Source organism: Caulobacter sp. KR2-114, assembly GCF_049446115.1.
Lineage (GTDB): Bacteria > Pseudomonadota > Alphaproteobacteria > Caulobacterales > Caulobacteraceae > Acaudatibacter.
On sequence record NZ_JBMSEC010000003.1, the window covers coordinates 474,427 to 492,125 of the forward strand.

Below are 17,699 nucleotides of genomic sequence, written 5' to 3' on the forward strand. Positions count from 1 at the left end.
CCCTCCAACTTAGTCGAACGCGAACACCTGCCCCAGCGCCGTCCCGAACGCCGGTGCGTCGCCGAAGTCGGCCACCGGGTACTCGGCCAGCGGCGTCAGGCGGTCCAGCGGCAGGAAGGCCCGGCCCGGATCGCCCACCAGCACCAGCGCCCCAGCCGCCCGGCAGCGGGCGAGGAAGCCGGTCACCCGCTCGGCGAGATCGCGGGCGTAGAACAGGTCGCCCACGAGCACGACCTCCACGTTCGGCGGATCGCCGGCGGTCAGGTCGCGGGCAACGACCTTCACATCCACCCCGTTGGCGGCGGCGTTCAGCGGGATGGCCTGGACGGCGTAGGCGTCGGTGTCGGCCGCCAGCACCGACCGCGCGCCGGCCCTCGCCGCGGCGATGGCCACCAGTCCCGAGCCGGCGCCGAGATCGAGCACCGACCGGCCGGCGACTATCCCGGGCTCCGCCGCCAGATGCAACGCCAGGGCTAATCCCCCGCCCCAGGCATAGGCCCAGTACGGCGAGCCGAAGCGCTCGGCGTCGGCCGCGGCCAGTCGGCCCAGGCCGCTGGCTGGCGTGGCGCGATGCAGCCGCAGGTCCGGCCGGCCGGGAACCGCGGTCAGCGGCATACGCTCGCGGATGAAGCTGGCGACGTCCGCGGTGGCGTTCTCGGTCATCCGCCCGCCGCCAGCCGTCCGCGCACGCGCAGCCGGCTGACGCCGCCATCCGGGAAGATGTTCAGCCGGATGAACCGCACCGGGCCGAGCGGCGCCAGCCCGCGGAACACGTGCACGTGGTCGGCCCGCAGCTTCGTCTCCGGCAGCAGTTCCGGCCAGGCCTCGGCGGCGGCGGCGATCGCCTCGGGCGCGCCGTCGGCCGTCAGCGCCGCCTGCACCGAGCAGCGGTCAGGGTAGTTGCCCTTGAAGTGGGCGGTATCCACCTCGAGCTCCTCGACGATCCCCGCGGCGCCAAGCTCCAGCACCGCCCAGTCGTGCCCCGGCTCGCGCCGGCGGCGGGTCTCCCAGCCGTCGCCCATATCGACCCCGCGCCCGGGCGCCGTCAGGTTCTCGACCCGGCCGTAGTGCTCGTTGTTGGCGATCACCCCGCGCCCGCCGGCGGCCATGGCCAGCAGGTCCACCACGTCGCCGGGAAGCGTCGTCGACCAGTCCGCCACCACCCGGCCCCAGACCCTGAGCCGCGCGACGCCGCCGTCGGGATAGATGTGCAGCCGCACATGGGTCACGGGCTCGGCGTGGTCGACCGCAACCCAGGCCCGGTCGTCGCCCTTGAGGTCGAGCCGCGGCGTCAGCGCGAGCCAGCCGGCGTCGTCGCCCGGCAGCTCGTCGCGGGAGCGGCACACCTCGACCATGGCGCCGGGCGGGAAGTTGCCGGTGAAGTGCCGCGTGTCGATCTCGAAGCCGGCGACGATCCCCGGCACGCCCAGCGCGACCACGCACCAGTCGTGACCGGGCGTGCGCTTGCGCCGGCTCTCCCAGCCATCCATCCATTTGCCGTTGTCGTCGTACTTGCCGGGGATGAACACCGGCTCGGCCGGGCTGATCAGCCGGCTCTTGTCGGCGAAGAAGTCATCGGTGGCGTAGACCACCGCCGAGCCCAGGCGCGGCTGGGCCAGGTCGACGTAGCGGCCGCGCAGGTCGTCGAACAGGCTCATGCGCCGAACCCCAGGTCGTCCAGGCGAAAGCCGGCGATCCGGTGGATCTGCGCCATCGCCGTGCGGAATTCCACCTCCGCGTCGTTGTTAAGTCGCAACTTGAATTGCTCCAGGATGTCGCCGCGGGTCAGGCCCTTCACCGCGACGATGAAGGGAAAGCCGAAGCGGGCGTTGTAGCCGGCGTTGAGGCGCTGGAAGGCGGCGAACTCCTCCGCCGAGCACTGGTCCAGCCCCGCGCCGGACTGTTCGCGCACCGAGGCGTCGGCCATGCGCGCACGGCTGGCCAGCTCCGGGTGCGCGCGCACCAGCGCCATTCGGGCCTCGTGGCTGGCCCCGTCGACGACGTCCGCCATCGCCGATTTCAGGGCCTGCAGATCGGCGATCGTCCCGTCGGCCACCCGCGACCAGACGGCCTCGGCCACCCAGGGAGACGCCTCGTAGACACCCCCGTAGCGGGCGAGGAAGGTTGCGCGGTCCGGAGTCATTCTCTTCCCCCCCTGGGGGAAGTGCCCGCGAAGCGGGGGATGGGGGCTCCAGCGAAGAACCGACCGCCGGCGTCCAGCGGAAGCCCCCTCCCCCCCTTCGGGGTCCCCCTCCCCCAGGGGGGGAGGAGAATCGCTGGGCAAGCCATGTCAGCCCCCGTACGGATGACGCGCGCGCCAGTGGCGGGCGATGTCCAGGCGGCGGCAGAACCAGACGTCGTCGTGGCCGAGGGCGTAGCGGATGAAGCGCTCCAGGCCGGCCATCTTGCCCGGCCGGCCGACGATCCGGCAGTGCAGGCCGATCGACAGCATCTTCGGCCGCTCGGCCCCCTCGGCGTAGAGCACGTCGAAGGCGTCCTTCAGGTAGCTGAAGAACTGCTCGCCGGTGTTCAGGCCCGTGCCGGAGAAGCGCATGTCGTTGGCCTCCAGCGTATAGGGGACGATCAGGTGTGGCCGGCCGGCCTCGAGCGTCCAGAACGGAAGATCGTCGGAATAGTCGTCGGCGTCGTAGAGGAAGCCGCCCTCTTCCGCCGCCAGGCGACGGGTATTGGGGCTGGTGCGGCCGGTGTACCAGCCCAGCGGCCGCTCGCCGGTCAGGCGGGTGTGGATCTCGATGGCGCGGGCCATGTGTTCACGCTCGATCGCCTCGGGCACGTCCTGGTAGTTGATCCAGCGCCAGCCGTGGCTGGCGATCTCGTGCCCCGCCTGCAGCATGGCCTCCACGGCGGCGGGATTGCGTTCCATGGCCATCGCCACGCCGAACACCGTCACCGGCACGTCGTAGCGGTCGAACAGGCGCAGCAGCCGCCAGACCCCGGCGCGGGCGCCATACTCGTAGATCTGCTCCATGCTCATGTGCCGCGCGCCGACCACCGGCGCCGGATTGATCATGTCGGAGAGGAAGCTCTCGGACGCCGGATCGCCGTGCAGGATGCTGTTCTCGCCGCCTTCCTCGTAGTTCAGCACCATCTGCACGGCGATGCGCGCGCCGCCGGGCCAGTCGGCGTGGGGTGGGACCGGGCCGTAGCCGACCAGATCGCGGGGATAGGCGTCTGAACTCATCAGGGCTGCTTACTAAGCAAAAATCGGGCGCGCACCGTCGCAAGGCGGGGTGAAAGTTGCAATTGCCGTCGCGTCGGCGGATTCTGGTCGGCTCGCGGTCACGAAAGCCTCATGAGCGGTCTTACCACCCACGTCCTCGACACCATGCACGGCCGGCCGGCGGCAGGCGTCGCGCTGCGCCTGAAACGGGATGGCGCGGTGCTGGTCGAGACGCGCACCAACGCCGACGGCCGGGTCGACGTGCCGCTGCTGGCCGGCGACGACCTGGCGGCGGGCGCCTACCGGCTGGAGTTCGAGGTCGGGGCCTATTTCCGCGGGCTGGGGGTCGCCCTGCCCGAACCGGCCTTCCTGGAGACCGTCGGCATCGACTTCGGCGTCGCCGAACCGGCCGCGCACTATCACGTGCCGCTGCTGGTCAGCCCGTTCGCCTATTCCACCTACCGCGGCAGCTGAGCCATGGGCCGTCCGATCCGCTTCCTGCTGAACGGGAAGGTCCGCGAGCTGGCGGACGTCGCGCCGACGGCGACCGTGCTCAACTGGCTGCGCTACGACGCGCGCAAGACCGGGACCAAGGAAGGCTGCGCCGAGGGCGATTGCGGCGCCTGCACCGTAGTGCTCGGCGAGCTGGCCGAGGCCAGCGCCGGGGGCGTGCGCCTGCGCGCGCTGAACGCCTGCATCCTGTTCCTGCCGATGCTGGACGGCCGCGCGCTCTATACCGTCGAGCACCTGGCGCAAGGCGGCGAGCTGCATCCGGTGCAGCGGGCCATGGTCGAGCTGCACGGCTCGCAATGCGGCTTCTGCACCCCCGGCTTCGTCATGTCGCTGTGGGCGCACCAGCAGTCCGGCGCCCCGACCGATACCGCCAGCCTGAAGGACGCCCTGGCCGGCAACCTCTGCCGCTGCACCGGCTATGGTCCGATCCTGGCCGCCGGACAGGCCATGGGCGCGCAGCCTGATGCGGCCGCCCTGGCCGCGCTGGCCGAGGCCTTGCGGGCGCTGGACGTCGCCGAACCGCTGGAGATCGACCACCCGAAGGGCCGCTTCAGCGCGCCACGCACACTGGCTGCGTTCGCCGCGGCGGCGGCGGCGAGGCCGCAGGCCCGCATCATCGCCGGCGCCACCGACATCGGCCTGTGGGTGACCAAGCAGCACCGGGCGCTGCCCGACCTTATCTCGGTCGGCGAGGTCGCCGAGCTGGCGCGGGTGGAGGATCTGGCCGACGCGATCCGCATCGGCGCGGCGGTGCGCTACGCCGACGCGATCGGCCCCCTGAGCGACCTGCACCCCGCGTTCGGCGCCCTGCTGCGGCGGCTGGGCGGTCAGCAGGTGCGCAACGCCGGGACCCTGGTCGGCAACATCGCCAACGGCTCGCCGATCGGCGACTCCCCGCCGGCGCTGATCGCGGCTGGCGCGACCCTGGTGCTGCGCCTCGGCGAGGCGACCCGGCAGATGCCGCTGGAGGACTATTTCCTGGCCTATGGTCGCCAGGACCGCCGGCCGGGCGAGGTGGTCGAGGCGGTGATCGTGCCGAAGCCGCCGGCCGGGCAGGTTTTCCGCCTGTTCAAGCTGTCAAAGCGCTTCGACCAGGACATCTCCGCCGTCTGCGCCGCCTTCGCCATCACCGTGACGGAAGGGCGGGTCGCCGGCGCCCGCATCGCCTTCGGCGGCATGGCGGCGACGCCCCGGCGCGCCCGCGCCACGGAGGCGGCCCTGGTCGATGCTCCGTGGACGGAGGATGTCGTCCGCGCCGCCGCCGAGCGCCTCGCAATGGACTTCCAGCCGATCGACGATCTGCGCGCCAGCGCCGGCTACCGGCTGCAGGCGGCGAAGAACCTGTTGCTCAAGACCCTGCTGGAAGACCAGGCGCCAGCCGCCCCCGGTCTCGCCGACCTGGAGCCGGTCGATGGCTGACGCTGGCGCCCCGCTGAAGCCCGCGCCGGTGGTCGGCGCGGCCCTGGGCCACGACAGCGCCGAGCGGCACGTGGCGGGGACGGCCGTCTACATCGACGACCTGCCCGAGCCGCCAGGCCTGACACACCTGTTCGTCGCCCAATCGGCCCGGGCGCATGCGCGGATCACCCGGCTTGACCTGGCGGCCGTCCGCGCGGCGCCGGGCGTCGCCGCCGTCCTGACCCCCGCCGACATTCCGGGCCGCAACGACATCAGCCCGTTCGCCGGCGACGACCCGATGTTCGCCGAGGGCGAGGTCCGCTTCCTCGGCCAGCCGCTGTTCGCGGTGGCCGCCGACAGCCTGCCCAAGGCCCGCGCCGCCGCCGCCCTGGCCGTCGTCGACTACGAAGACCTGCCGGCGCTGCTGACCATCGCCGAGGCGCGGGCGGCGGAAAGCGTGATCGAGCCCGCCCAGGTGATGGTCCTGGGCGACGCCGAGGCCACCATCGCCGCCGCGCCGCACCGGCTGGAAGGCCGCCTCGCCATCGGCGGCCAGGAGCACTTCTATCTCGAGGGCCAGGTCGCCCTGGCCATCCCCGGTGAGGCCGGCGAGCTGCACGTCTGGTCGTCCACCCAGCATCCCACCGAGACCCAGCACGTCATCGCCCGCACCCTGGGCTGTGCCGACGCGCTGATCACCGTCGAAGTCCGGCGCATGGGCGGCGGCTTCGGCGGCAAGGAGACCCAGTCGGTGCACTATGCCGCCATCGCCGCCCTGGCCGCGCGCCTGACCGGCCGGCCGGCGAAGATCCGGCTGGACCGCGACGACGACATGGCCATGACCGGCAAGCGGCACGACTTCGAGATCGGCTGGCGGGTGGGCTTCGACGACCACGGCCGGCTGGCGGGGGCCGACCTCGACCTGGCCTCGCGCTGCGGCCATTCGGCGGACCTGTCCATGGCGATCAACGACCGGGCCATGTTCCACGCCGACAACGCCTATGCGCTGAAGGCCGCGCGGATCGTCTCGCACCGGCTGCGCACCCACACCGTCTCCAACACCGCCTTCCGAGGCTTCGGCGGGCCGCAGGGGATGATGGGGATCGAGCGGGCGATGGACGCCATCGCCCTCAGCCTCGGCAAGGATGCGCTCGACGTGCGCCTGGCCAACCTCTACGGCGTCGCCGGCGATCTCACCCCCTACGGCCAGGTAGTGACCGACGCGGTGGCGGCGGAGCTGATGCGCGAGCTGGAGCGCGACTGCGACTATCGCGCCCGGCGCGCCGCGATCGGCCGCTGGAACGCCGAACACCCCTGGCTGAAGCGGGGCCTGGCGCTGACGCCGGTCAAGTTCGGCATCTCGTTCACCACCAAGCACCTCAATCAGGCCGGCGCCCTGGTGCACGTCTATGTGGACGGCTCCATCCACCTGAACCACGGCGGCACGGAGATGGGCCAGGGGCTCAACATCAAGGTCGCCCAGGTGGCGGCCGACGCCTTCCAGGTTCCGATCAGCCAGGTGCGGATCACCTCGACCCGCACCGACAAGGTGCCGAACACCTCGGCCACCGCGGCGTCGTCCGGCAGCGACCTGAACGGCATGGCGGCGCTGGACGCCTGCCGGCAGATCAAGGCGCGGCTGACTGCCTTCGCCGCCGAGGAATTCAGCTGCTCCGAGCGCGAGGTGGCATTCACGCCGGACGGCGTGCGCGCCGGCGAAGTGCGGATGAGCTTCCGCGAACTGGTGAGCCAGGCCTATCTGGCGCGGGTCTCGCTGTCGGCGGCCGGCTTCTACCGGACGCCCGACATCCACTACGACCGGGCGGCGCACAAGGGCCGGCCGTTCTACTATTTCGCCTATGGCGCGGCGGCGTCGGAGGTGGCGGTCGACACCCTGACCGGCGAACACCGGCTGCTGCGCGCGGACATCCTGCACGACGTCGGCCGCTCGCTGAACCCGGCCATCGACCTCGGCCAGATCGAGGGCGGCTTCATCCAGGGGATGGGCTGGCTGACCACCGAGGAGCTGGTGTTCGACGCCAGCGGCCGCCTGGCCACCCACTCGCCCTCCACCTACAAGATCCCCACCGCCGGCGATCGGCCGGACGCCTTCAACATCCGCATCTGGGGCCCCGGCGAGAACCGGGAGGACACGGTCCACCGGTCCAAGGCGGTGGGCGAGCCACCGCTGATGCTGGCCATCTCGGTGTTCAGCGCCCTGACCGACGCCGTCGCCAGCGTCGGCGGCCACAGGATCATGCCCGACCTGGACGCCCCGGCCACGCCCGAGCGGGTGCTGGCGGCGATCGAGGATGTGCGGCGGCGAAGCGGCCTGGCGGGGAGCGGGGCGGCATGACCGACCTCGCCACCCAGTGGATCCGCAGCGCCCACGCCGCCGTCCGCCGGGGCGAGCGGCTGGTCATGGTCAGCGTGGTCGGCGCGCGCGGCTCGACCCCGCGCGAGGCGGGCGCGCGGATGCTGGTCTGGGCGGGCGGGCGGTTCGAAGGCACGATCGGCGGCGGCGCCCTGGAACGCCAGGCCCTGGATCAGGCCCGCCGGCTGCTGTCCCAGGCCTGCCGCCGCCACGCCCTGCAGGACTATCCGCTGGGGCCGATGCTGGGACAGTGCTGCGGCGGCCATGTCCGGTTGCTGCTGGAGACCCTCGATCGCGAGAGCCTGGCGTGGCTGGGCCCGGCCGAGACGGCCCGCGCCGGCGGCGAACGCTTCCACCTGACCACCCGCTTCCACGATGGCGCGATGGCGCGCAGCGTGGCGGCGATCCCCCCCTCCGCGGCCGCCGACGGCCCGCGGGTTCCCCTGGCCGAAGTCCGGATCCTCAGCGAGATGTTCACCCCCGCCCAGCCCCGCCTGGTGATGTTCGGCGCCGGCCACATCGGCCAGGCCGTCGCGCGCGCCTTCGCCCCCCTGCCCTTCGACGTGGACTGGCTGGCCAGCCGCGAGGACCTGCGGCCCGAGGCCGGCGGGACCCAGGCGACGATCCTCTCCGAGGACGAACTGGAAGCCTGCATCGAGGCCGCGCCGGCGGGGACCCTGTTCGCCATCTTCACCCACAGCCACGAGCTGGACTATCGCCTGACCCGGGCGGTGCTCGCCCGGGGCGACTTCGCCTATCTCGGCCTGATCGGCTCGCGCACCAAGCGCGCGCGCTTCGAGAGCCGGTTGCGGGATGACGGCTTCGGCGACGGCGATCTGGCGCGGCTCACCTGTCCGCTGGGCGTGCGCACGCTGAAGAGCAAGGCGCCGGCCGTGATCGCGGTCTCGCTCGCCGCCGAACTTCTGCAGCTGACGGAGGACCAGGGGGCGTGAGTCTGGCCGAGATGATGTCTGACGCCGGGGCCTGGGCCAATCTCGCCCTCCGCTGGCTGCACCTGACCGCCGGCATCGCCTGGATCGGCTCGTCCTTCTACTTCATGTGGCTGGACAGCCACCTGAAGCCGCCCGGGCAGGCGCGCGAGGACATGGCCAGCGGCAGCGTCGCGGGCGAGCTGTGGAGCGTCCACTCCGGCGGCTTCTATCACCAGATGAAGTTCATGGTGGCCCCGGCGGGCATGCCGGAAGAGCTGCACTGGTTCAAATGGGAGGCCTACACCACCTGGATCAGCGGCTTCCTGCTGCTGGCGCTGATCTTCTACCTCGGCGCGGATATCAACCTGGTGGACAAGGCCAAGCTGGATCTTGCCCCCTGGCAGGCGGTGGCGATCGGGCTCGGCAGCCTCGTCGCCGGCTGGCTGGTCTACGACGGCCTCTGTCGCTCGCCCGTCGGCCAGAACCTGCGCCTCTTCGGCGTGGTGTGGTTTCTGCTGCTCACCGCCGCGGCCTACGGCCTGACGCGCATCTTCTCCGACCTGGGCGCCTTCATGCACGTCGGGGCGATCATCGGCACGGTGATGGTGGCCAACGTCTTCCTGATCATCATCCCCAACCAGCGCAAGGTTGTGGCCCAGATCCTGGCCGGCCAGGCCCCCGACCCGAGCCTCGGCAAGCAGGCCAAACAGCGCTCGGTGCACAACAACTACATGACCCTGCCGGTGCTGTTCATCATGATCAGCAACCACTATCCGATGATCTTCGCCGCCCCGCTGAACTGGCTGTGGCTGGCCGCTCTGGGGGTGGCCGGCTGGACGATCCGGCATTTCTTCAACCTGAAGAACGCCGGGCGGATGCATCCCGAGGTGCTGGCCCTGGGCGCCTTCGTGTTCATCGGCGTCGCCCTGGCCAACGAGGGCTTCCGGCCGAAGGTGGCGGCGGCGCCGGTCCCCGCCTATGCCGAGGTGCGCACGCTGGTCGACCGGCACTGCGTCATGTGCCACGCCGCCCACCCGACGCACGCCGGCATCGCCGCCGCGCCCAACGGCGCGATGTTCGACACCGCCCAGGGCCTGAAGGCGCGCGCCGACAAGATCTACGAACGGGCGGTGGCCACCCATTCCATGCCGCTCGGCAACGAGACCGGCATGACCGACGCCGAGCGCGCCAGGCTGGGAGCCTGGATCAAGGCGGGCGCGCCAACCGACGGCGCGGCGCCATGAGCCGGAGCCTGGTCCCCGAACCCCTGACCGCCGAGGCCTTCGCCTCGTTCGGCGACGTCATCGAGGCGTCGGACCGCGCCGAGCGCCTGCCGATCAACTACGGCTGGACCACCCGCTATAACGACCTGGCGCGCCTGGACGTGGGCGATGGCGGCGGCCACGCCATCGTCAGCCTGTTCCGCGCCCGGCCGCTCGAGCCGCCCCTGCTGAAGGTGTTCGAACGGCATCCGGCCGGTAGCCAGGCCTTCATGCCGCTGCACGGGCGCCCCTACCTGGTGGCGGTGGCCCCGGCGGGCGACTTCGACCCCGCCGCCGTGCGCCTGTTCCGCGCCGCGCCGAGCCAGGGCGTGAACTACGCCAAGGGGGTCTGGCACCACTTCCTGCTGGCGCTGGAGGCCGAGAGCGATTTCCTGGTGATCGACCGCGCCGGGCCTGGCGACAACCTCGACGAGGTGTTCCTGGCCGAGGCCGACCAGATCCTGGCCGACGCATGAGCCGGCAGGCCTATCGCGCCGCCCTGCTGCACGCCGTCGACGACCCCTCGGTGGTCCCGGCGGACGAGGCGATCGTCGCCCACGACGACGGCCTGCTGCTGGTGGAGGACGGGCATGTCGCCGCCTTTGGCGACTGGGCAGAACGGGGTCCGACCCTGTCGGCCGACGTCGAGCTGACCGAACTGCCGGGCCAGCTGATCATCCCCGGCTTCATCGACGCCCACACCCACTATCCGCAGACGGACGTGATGGCCGCCTGGGGCTCGCAGCTGCTGGACTGGCTGAACAACCACACCTTCCCCGCCGAGCTGGCCTTTGCCGACCGCGGCCACGCCGACGAGGCCGCCGGGTTCTTTCTGGACCAGCTGCTGCGCAACGGAACCACCAGCGCCCTGGTGTTCTGCACCGTGCACAAGGCTTCGGTGGAGGCCCTGTTCGAGGCGGCGCTGGCGCGGAACATGCGGCTGGTGGCCGGCAAGGTGCTGATGGACCGCGGCGCCCCTGCCGGGCTGCTGGACACGGTCGAGACGGGCCGCGCCGACACCGAGGCCCTGATCCGCGCATGGCAGGGCCGCGGACGGCTGGGCTACGCCGTCACCCCGCGTTTCGCCGTCACCTCCAGCGACGAGCAACTGGCCATGGCCGGCGCGGTCGCCGCCGCCCACCCCGAGGTGCTGATCCACACCCACCTGTCGGAGAACCTGGCCGAGATCGACCGGGTGGCCGAACTGTTCCCTGGCGCCAAGGACTACCTGGACGTCTATGCCCAGCACGGCCTGGTCACGTCGCGATCGGTCTTCGCCCATTGCGTTCACGCCAGCGAGGACAGCCTGAAGCGCATGGCCGCGGCCGGCGCCTCTGCCGCCTTCTGTCCCTCGTCCAACCTGCTGCTGGGCAGCGGCCTGTTCAGCCTGCGCCAGGCCTGCCGCTGCGGGGTCAACGTGGCGCTGGGCACCGACGTGGGCGCGGGCTCCAGCTTCTCGCAGCTGGCGATGATGGGCGAGGCCTACAAGGTCGGCCAGCTGGCCGGCGAACCGCTGGACCCGTTCCAGGCCTTCTATGCCGCCACCCTGGCCGGCGCCCGAGCGCTGCGCCTGGACGACCGGATCGGCAACCTGGCGCCGGGCAAGGAAGCCGACTTCCTGGTGATCGATCCGGCGGCCACGCCCCTGCTGGCCCGACGCACCGCCGCGGCGCGCAACTGGCGCGAGCGGCTGTTCGCCCTCAGCCTGCTGGCCGACGACCGCGCCATCGCGCGTACATTTGTCGCCGGCAGCTGCGCACACAAACGCACCGGTTGATCCACCGGCATCGCTACCACTTGTCGCGAGAGCGAAGGGAAGAGCACGGGCCGCTTCGCAACTTTTGCGAGACGATGAACTCAACGACCACCGGGTAATCTTCGTCAAATCTTGCGGTTAAGCTTATTGAAATAACACCGATACGCCACCCATTCGCTCCCGAATAGCGGCACAATTCAATATTGATTGAAATATGCACACACCTGCCTAAGCAAGGTGCGCAGTCATTAACGAACCAATGCTAGGCCGAACACACAAAATCGTCACATTCCCGACCCCCGCGCGCGCCAAAATGTCGCACTTTACCTTCTCTTAGTGGGCCAATCCGTAAGTCGACAGGGCATCACTCAGTCGGCCGTTAGGGTCGTCGCAGACATTGGCTTCGCCTGTGCCCAAGTCCCCGTCGTCACGGTCCCGCGCCCCCCGGTCTACGTCGCCCAAGGCGCCACGCGCCGGTTCCGGCCCCGAGGCGCCGGTGGTGACCCTGGCCGGGGACCTGACGATCCAGAACATCGCCGGCGCCCACGCCCGGTTGCGCGAAGCCTTCGCCGCCGGCGGCCCGGTGCGTGTGGACGTGGCCCCGGACGCTTCCGTCGACCTGACGCTCGCCCAGCTCCTGGAGTCCGCGCGGCGCACCGCGACGGACAATGGCGTCGACTTCGCCCTGGCCGCCCCCGCGGCCGGCGCCTTTCTCGAAACCCTCAACCGCGGCGGCTTCACTGAGACCGCCGAGCAACGGGCCTTCTGGCTCGCGCAATCGGGAGAAGCCTGATGGCCTCGATCCTCGCCGTCGACGACAGCGCCTCCATCCGTCAGGCGATCAAGATCGCCCTGGCCGGCGAGGGCTACACCGTGGCCGAAGCCGGCGACGGCGTCGAAGGCCTCTCCAAGGCCGGGGCCGGCGGCTTCGACCTGATCATCACCGACCTGAACATGCCGAACATGGACGGGCTGACCATGATCCGCCAGCTGCGCACCAAGCCGGCCGGCGCGGGCGTGCCGATCCTGTTCCTCACCACCGAAAGCGACGCCGAGATCAAGGCCCAGGCCAAGGCCGCCGGCGCCACCGGCTGGCTGACCAAGCCGTTCGACCCGCAGCAGCTGGTGCGCATCGTCAAGAAGGTGCTGGCCGCGTGAGTTCCGATCCGGTCGAAATCTTCCGCCAGGAAGCCCAGGACCTTCTGGAGCAGATCGAGCAGGGCCTGCTCGATCTCGCTGCGCGTCCGGGTGACCGTGACACCGTCGACGCGGTGTTCCGCGCCCTGCACACCCTGAAGGGTTCAGGGGCCATGTTCGGCTTCGACGCCCTCGCCGCCTTCACCCATCATTGCGAGACCGCCTTCGACCGCGTGCGCAAGGGCGAGGTCCCGGCCTCGCCGGACCTGGTCACCGCCGTGCTGGCCGCCCAGGACCACATGCGCGCCCTGGCCGAGGGCCGCGAAGCCTCCGCCGCCGAGGGCGAGGCCCTGCTCGAAGGCCTGCGCCGGGCCGTCGACGGCGCCAGCGGGACGGCGGCGCCGGCCGCAGCCCCTGCCGGACCGGCCCTGACCACCTTCCGCATTGTCTTCCGTCTGCCGGCCGACGCCCTGATGAACGGCACCCGGCCGCTGCCGCTGATCGACGAGTTGCGCGACCTGGGTGCGTGCCAGGTGACGGCCCTGACCGACAAGGTCCCGGCGCTGGGCGCCCTGAACCCCACCGAGTGCCACCTGGGCTGGGAGGTGATCCTCACCACAGCCCACGACCGTTCGGCGATCGACGACGTGTTCATCTTCGTCATCGATGAGATGGAGCTGGAGGTCGAGACCCTGTCGGCGCCGGCGGTTCCGGCCGTGGCCGCAGCCGCTTCGCCCTTGGCCACGCCGGAGCCCGTCACCGCCCAGCCGGCCTCGGCGCCTGCCGAAAGGGCCGAACCGGAAGCCGCCGAGAAGGCGCAGCGCGGCGGCGAGACCGTGCGCGTGCCGGCCGAGCGGCTGGACGCCCTGATGGACCGGGTCGGCGAGCTGGTGATCGCCCAGTCGCGACTGAAGTCGCTGGCCGGCGCCGGCGTCGATCCGCTGCTGCGCAGCGTATCGGAAGAGATCGAGCGCCTCGCCGCCGAGCTGCGCGACACCATGATGGTCGTGCGCATGGTGCCGGTGGGCCAGCTGTTCGGCCGCTTCCGCCGCCTGATCCATGACCTGGCGCGCGACACCGGCAAGTCGATCAGCCTGACGCTGGAAGGCGAGACCACCGAGCTCGACAAGACGGTGATCGAGCGCCTCGCCGATCCGCTGGTGCACCTGATCCGCAACGCCGCCGACCATGGCCTGGAAACGCCGGAGGCCCGCGCCGCCGCCGGCAAGTCCGCCGCCGGCACCATCGCGCTCGCCGCCCGCCAGTCGGGCGCCGAGGTGATCATCACCATCACCGACGACGGCCGCGGCATCGACCGCGCTCGCGTGCGCGCCAAGGCCGAAGAGAACGGGCTTATCGCCGCCGACGCGGTGCTGAGCGACCACGAACTGCTGCAGCTGATCTTCCAGCCCGGCTTCTCCACCGCCCAGACCATCACCAGCCTGTCCGGCCGCGGCGTCGGCATGGACGTGGTCAAGCGCACCATCGAAGGCCTGCGCGGCGCCATCGAGGTCACCAGCACGCTGGGCGAGGGCTCGCAGATCGCCCTGCGCATCCCGCTCACCCTGGCGATCATCGACGGGCTGCTGGTCCGGGTGGGGTCCGCCCGCTACGTGATCCCGCTGGCGGCGGTCGAGGAATGCGTCGAGCTCAGCCTGGAGCAGGATCTGCGCTCCACCGGCCGCAGCCTGATCACCCTGCGCGATCGCCTGGTGCCGTTCATCCGTCTGCGCGAGCTGTTCGACACCCGCACGGCGCCCGACGAGCACCAGAAGGTGGTGATCGTCGCCACCGGCCAGGAACGCGTCGGCCTGGTGGTCGACCAGATCCTCGGCGACCACCAGACGGTGATCAAATCGCTGAGCCGGTTCCATGCCGACGTCGGGTCCTTCTCGGGCGCGACCATCCTGGGCGACGGGGCCGTGGCCCTGATCCTCGACGTGCCGCACCTGGTCGCCGCCGGCCAGAAGCGCGATGCGCAGCTGCGGGCGGCGGGCTGATGGGGGACGACACCATGCAGGTCCTGACCTTCGACCTCGACGGCGAGACCTTCGCCCTGGACGCCGGCGTCGTGCGCGAGGTGCTCGACCCGACCGCCGAGACCGCGGTGCCGGGCGCCGCCAGCTTCGTCGACGCCGTGATCAACTTCCGGGGACGGATCATTCCCCTGGCCGACCTGCGCGTCGCCTTCGGTCTGGAACGCACCGCGGCGAACATCGACAGCCGCATCGTCGTCATCGAGTACGAGCTGGATGGCGATCCGACCCTGATCGGCCTGCGTACCGACAAGGTGCACGAGGTCACCGAGATCGACCCCGCCGAGATGGAGCCGGCCCCGCGCGTCGGGCTGCGCTGGCGCGGCGACTTCATCCGCGGGCTCGCCCGCCGGGCCGGCGACCTGATCGTCGTCCCCGACCTCGAACAGATCTTCCTGACCCGTGGCGGCGCCGTCGGCGCGGTCATCCCGATGGCCACAGCCTGAACCCGCTGGAGTCCCGCCCATGCGCCTGACCATCAAGCTGAAACTCGCCGCCGCCTTCGGCATGCTCGTGCTGCTGCTGGCCGGCGCGACCACCTTCGGCATCGTCGAGCTGAACAGGATCAACGACGCCGAGGGCGCCGTGATCCAGGGCCCGGTGGCGCGACTGCGCAATGCGGAAGAGATGAACATCGCCCTGCTACAGATCGTGCAGGGCGAAAAGGCGATGGCGATCAGCGACAACGCGCAGGACGACATCGCCGAGAGCGCCGCCATCGACGTGCAGATCAAGGCGTTCAATGACCTGCTGGAAAAGTCGGACGCCATCGCCAGCGCCGAGAGCAAGTCGAAGCTGGCCGGCATCCGCGACACCTGGCAGCGCTTCGTGCCGCTGGACACCGAGATCCGCCGCCTGGGGACCGAGAACAGGAACGCCGAGGCCGCCAAGCTGATGCAGACGGCGGAAAAGCCCGTGGTCGAGGCCATCACCCAGCGCACCACCGACCTGATCCACATGGACCAGGAAGAGGTGAAGGCGGCCGACCTGCAGGGCGACATCGACTACGCCCATGCCCGCAACGCCCTGATCGCTGTGCTCGCGGCCTCGGTGGCGATCGCCATCGCCGCCGGCGTGTGGATCTCCCTGAACATCAGCCGGGGCCTCGGCAAGATCACCGGCCTGGCCGAAGCCGTGGCGCTCGGCGATCTCGACCAGGAGGTCACCGTCACCACCAACGACGAGATCAAGGACCTGGTCGACACGGTCAACCGGATGACCGCCAACCTGCGCGCCACCGCCGCCCTGGCCAACGCCGTGGCGGAAGGCGACCTGATGGTCGAGGCGCGCCCGCTCTCCGACAAGGACAGCCTGGGCATCGCCCTGAAGCAGATGGTCGAGCGCCTGCGCTCGGTGGTCGCGGACGCGATGTCCGCCTCGGAGAACGTCTCTTCCGGCAGCCAGGAGCTATCGGCGACGTCCGAGCAGGTCAGCCAGGGGGCGACGGAGCAGGCCTCCGCGGCCGAGGAAGCCTCCGCCTCGATGGAAGAGATGGCGGCGAACATCAAGCAGAACGCCGACAACGCGGCGCAGACCGAGAAGATCGCCCGTCAGTCGGCCAAGGACGCAGAGGTCTCCGGCGAGGCCGTGGCCCGCGCCGTCAGCGCCATGCAGACCATCGCCGAGAAGATCACCATCGTGCAGGAGATCGCCCGCCAGACCGACCTGCTGGCCCTCAACGCCGCCGTGGAAGCCGCCCGCGCCGGCGAGCACGGCAAGGGCTTCGCCGTCGTCGCCTCCGAGGTGCGCAAGCTGGCCGAGCGCTCGCAGACCGCCTCCGCCGAGATCAGCGCCGTCTCCTCCGAGACCGTCAAGGCCGCCCAGTCGGCCGGCGAGATGCTGTCCTCCCTGGTGCCCGACATCCGCAAGACCGCCGAACTGGTGGCCGAGATCAGCGCCGCCTGCCGCGAGCAGGACATCGGCGCCAGCCAGATCAACGAGGCCATCCAGCAGCTCGACAAGGTCACCCAGCAGAACGCCTCCGCCTCCGAGGAGATGAGCGCCACATCCGAGGAGCTCGCCGCCCAGGCCGAGGAACTGCAGGCCTCCATCGCCTATTTCCGAACCGACAGCGCCGGGTCCCAGCGCCGGGCTCCCGCCCGCCGCCCGGCCGCGCCGCTCAAGACCCCTTCGATCCGCAAGTCCCCCGCCGTCGCCAAGGCCACGGTCGCCATGCAGCAGGCCAAGGCCAAGGGCTTCGCCCTCGACCTCGCCCAGGGCGGCCCCGACGCCGACGACCAGGACTTCCGCGACTACGCCTGACCCCCGGGTCAGCTCTCCTCAACCGCCAATCCGGCCCAGAACGGGCCCACAGGACCACCGCCTTCATGCGCTTCACGATCAAACTGAAACTCGGTCTCGCCTTCGGCCTGATGATCATCCTGCTGCTCGCCGCGGCCGGCTTTGGGGTCGCCAGCCTGGGATCGATGAACACTTCGCTGAACGGCATTCTTACGGGTCCGGTCAGCAAGCAGCTTGCGGCGGACAAGCTGAACATCATGCAGCTGGAGATGATCCGGGCCGAGAAGAACCTGATGCTCAGCTCCAAGGCCGAGGACAACGCCAAGTACAACGATGAGGCGCTGCGCTGGCGCGCAAGCTTCCAGACGCTGCTGGACCAGACGGAAGCGACCGTCTCGGAGGCTGGCAAGCCGTCCTGGGAAGGTCTGCGCTCCAGCTGGGGGGAATTCGTCACCGCCGACACCCACCTGCGCGAGTTCGGCATGCAGAACAAGACGGCGGAAGCCGTCGCCGTCTCGCACGGCGAATTGCACACTGCCGCCGACCACATGGACAAGGCCATGACCGCGCTGCACGCCCACGAGCAGCAGGTGGTCCAGGACGCCACCGCGAAGGCGGCGGCCGACTATGGCCGAACCCGCGCGATCCTGATCAGCCTGGCCCTGGCGTCCCTTGCCCTGGCGGGCGCCGCGGCCGCCTGGATCGGCCTCACCGTGTCGCGCGGCCTTGGCCGCATCGGCATGCTGGCCGACGCCGTGGCCATCGGCGACCTGAACCAGGAGGTGAAGGTCACGTCCAACGATGAGGTCAAGGACCTGGTCGACACGGTCAACCGCATGACCGCCAACCTGCGCGCCACGGCGGCCCTC

At 70.9% G+C, this 17,699-nt stretch carries 16 protein-coding genes and 1 pseudogene; 13 read left to right on the forward strand and 4 right to left on the reverse strand.

Going from position 1 to position 17,699, the window contains the following annotated elements:
• Positions 1–9 precede the first annotated feature (9 nt).
• From ACO2Q3_RS14590 to puuE, 4 genes are all read right to left on the reverse strand, one after another.
• Positions 10–663 carry a class I SAM-dependent methyltransferase gene (locus tag ACO2Q3_RS14590; RefSeq protein ID WP_423307701.1) on the reverse strand — a complete coding sequence of 218 codons (654 nt, stop codon included), beginning with the start codon at positions 661–663 and terminating at the stop codon, positions 10–12.
• Positions 660–1,658, reverse strand: coding sequence for an allantoicase (alc, locus tag ACO2Q3_RS14595; protein ID WP_423307703.1), 999 nt, complete (start codon positions 1,656–1,658; stop codon positions 660–662). Before alc ends, ACO2Q3_RS14590 begins: the two co-directional genes overlap by 4 nt.
• Positions 1,655–2,143 (reverse strand): 2-oxo-4-hydroxy-4-carboxy-5-ureidoimidazoline decarboxylase, encoded by a 489-nt coding sequence (gene uraD / locus ACO2Q3_RS14600; RefSeq protein ID WP_423307705.1) that lies wholly within the window; start codon positions 2,141–2,143, stop codon positions 1,655–1,657. Before uraD ends, alc begins: the two co-directional genes overlap by 4 nt.
• Before the next feature lie 147 nt (positions 2,144–2,290).
• Positions 2,291–3,202 (reverse strand): allantoinase PuuE, encoded by a 912-nt coding sequence (gene puuE, locus ACO2Q3_RS14605; protein WP_423307707.1) that lies wholly within the window; start codon positions 3,200–3,202, stop codon positions 2,291–2,293.
• Between the two features lie 111 nt (positions 3,203–3,313).
• Here puuE and uraH point away from each other — a divergent pair, with 111 nt between their 5' ends.
• The 13 genes and pseudogenes from uraH to ACO2Q3_RS14670 all read left to right on the forward strand — a co-directional run.
• Complete coding sequence (gene uraH, locus ACO2Q3_RS14610) at positions 3,314–3,655, forward strand: hydroxyisourate hydrolase (RefSeq protein ID WP_423307709.1); 342 nt, start codon at positions 3,314–3,316, stop codon at positions 3,653–3,655.
• A 3-nt stretch (positions 3,656–3,658) separates the two neighbouring features.
• Positions 3,659–5,113 (forward strand): xanthine dehydrogenase small subunit, encoded by a 1,455-nt coding sequence (gene xdhA / locus ACO2Q3_RS14615; RefSeq protein ID WP_423307711.1) that lies wholly within the window; start codon positions 3,659–3,661, stop codon positions 5,111–5,113.
• On the forward strand, positions 5,106–7,448 hold the full coding sequence (xdhB, locus tag ACO2Q3_RS14620; RefSeq protein ID WP_423307713.1) for a xanthine dehydrogenase molybdopterin binding subunit: 2,343 nt from the start codon (positions 5,106–5,108) through the stop codon (positions 7,446–7,448). The genes xdhA and xdhB overlap by 8 nt, the downstream gene beginning before the upstream one ends.
• Positions 7,445–8,419, forward strand: a complete 975-nt coding sequence (gene xdhC / locus ACO2Q3_RS14625; protein WP_423307715.1) for a xanthine dehydrogenase accessory protein XdhC — start codon at positions 7,445–7,447, stop codon at positions 8,417–8,419. The genes xdhB and xdhC overlap by 4 nt, the downstream gene beginning before the upstream one ends.
• Positions 8,416–9,642: a urate hydroxylase PuuD gene (locus ACO2Q3_RS14630; RefSeq protein WP_423307717.1), complete on the forward strand. Its 1,227-nt coding sequence runs from the start codon at positions 8,416–8,418 to the stop codon at positions 9,640–9,642. Before xdhC ends, ACO2Q3_RS14630 begins: the two co-directional genes overlap by 4 nt.
• Positions 9,639–10,136, forward strand: a complete 498-nt coding sequence (locus ACO2Q3_RS14635) for an ureidoglycolate lyase (protein ID WP_423307719.1) — start codon at positions 9,639–9,641, stop codon at positions 10,134–10,136. Before ACO2Q3_RS14630 ends, ACO2Q3_RS14635 begins: the two co-directional genes overlap by 4 nt.
• Positions 10,133–11,437 carry a guanine deaminase gene (gene guaD / locus ACO2Q3_RS14640; protein WP_423307721.1) on the forward strand — a complete coding sequence of 435 codons (1,305 nt, stop codon included), beginning with the start codon at positions 10,133–10,135 and terminating at the stop codon, positions 11,435–11,437. The genes ACO2Q3_RS14635 and guaD overlap by 4 nt, the downstream gene beginning before the upstream one ends.
• A gap of 475 nt (positions 11,438–11,912) precedes the next feature.
• A complete protein-coding gene (locus ACO2Q3_RS14645) occupies positions 11,913–12,209 on the forward strand; it encodes an STAS domain-containing protein (protein ID WP_423307723.1) in 297 nt (98 codons plus the stop codon).
• Positions 12,206–12,574, forward strand: coding sequence for a response regulator (locus ACO2Q3_RS14650; protein ID WP_423308009.1), 369 nt, complete (start codon positions 12,206–12,208; stop codon positions 12,572–12,574). The genes ACO2Q3_RS14645 and ACO2Q3_RS14650 overlap by 4 nt, the downstream gene beginning before the upstream one ends.
• A complete protein-coding gene (locus ACO2Q3_RS14655) occupies positions 12,571–14,553 on the forward strand; it encodes a chemotaxis protein CheA (RefSeq protein WP_423307725.1) in 1,983 nt (660 codons plus the stop codon). The genes ACO2Q3_RS14650 and ACO2Q3_RS14655 overlap by 4 nt, the downstream gene beginning before the upstream one ends.
• Positions 14,553–15,035, forward strand: a complete 483-nt coding sequence (locus ACO2Q3_RS14660) for a chemotaxis protein CheW (protein WP_423307727.1) — start codon at positions 14,553–14,555, stop codon at positions 15,033–15,035. Before ACO2Q3_RS14655 ends, ACO2Q3_RS14660 begins: the two co-directional genes overlap by 1 nt.
• Before the next feature lie 19 nt (positions 15,036–15,054).
• Positions 15,055–16,851, forward strand: coding sequence for a methyl-accepting chemotaxis protein (locus ACO2Q3_RS14665; protein ID WP_423307729.1), 1,797 nt, complete (start codon positions 15,055–15,057; stop codon positions 16,849–16,851).
• A gap of 65 nt (positions 16,852–16,916) precedes the next feature.
• Positions 16,917–17,675, forward strand: a pseudogene (locus ACO2Q3_RS14670) (MCP four helix bundle domain-containing protein); the annotation flags it as partial.
• Positions 17,676–17,699 lie beyond the last annotated feature (24 nt).

Excerpts from the sequence above, each read along its gene's own strand:
- ACO2Q3_RS14635 (WP_423307719.1), top strand. The coding sequence starts at position 9,639 with ATGAGCCGGAGCCTGGTCCCCGAACCCCTGACCGCCGAGGCCTTCGCC.
- ACO2Q3_RS14665 (WP_423307729.1), top strand. The coding sequence starts at position 15,055 with ATGCGCCTGACCATCAAGCTGAAACTCGCCGCCGCCTTCGGCATGCTC.
- ACO2Q3_RS14590 (WP_423307701.1), bottom strand. The coding sequence starts at position 663 with ATGACCGAGAACGCCACCGCGGACGTCGCCAGCTTCATCCGCGAGCGT.
- guaD (WP_423307721.1), top strand. The coding sequence starts at position 10,133 with ATGAGCCGGCAGGCCTATCGCGCCGCCCTGCTGCACGCCGTCGACGAC.
- xdhC (WP_423307715.1), top strand. The coding sequence starts at position 7,445 with ATGACCGACCTCGCCACCCAGTGGATCCGCAGCGCCCACGCCGCCGTC.
- xdhB (WP_423307713.1), top strand. The coding sequence starts at position 5,106 with ATGGCTGACGCTGGCGCCCCGCTGAAGCCCGCGCCGGTGGTCGGCGCG.
- xdhA (WP_423307711.1), top strand. The coding sequence starts at position 3,659 with ATGGGCCGTCCGATCCGCTTCCTGCTGAACGGGAAGGTCCGCGAGCTG.
- puuE (WP_423307707.1), bottom strand. The coding sequence starts at position 3,202 with ATGAGTTCAGACGCCTATCCCCGCGATCTGGTCGGCTACGGCCCGGTC.
- ACO2Q3_RS14660 (WP_423307727.1), top strand. The coding sequence starts at position 14,553 with ATGGGGGACGACACCATGCAGGTCCTGACCTTCGACCTCGACGGCGAG.
- uraD (WP_423307705.1), bottom strand. The coding sequence starts at position 2,143 with ATGACTCCGGACCGCGCAACCTTCCTCGCCCGCTACGGGGGTGTCTAC.
- alc (WP_423307703.1), bottom strand. The coding sequence starts at position 1,658 with ATGAGCCTGTTCGACGACCTGCGCGGCCGCTACGTCGACCTGGCCCAG.
- uraH (WP_423307709.1), top strand. The coding sequence starts at position 3,314 with ATGAGCGGTCTTACCACCCACGTCCTCGACACCATGCACGGCCGGCCG.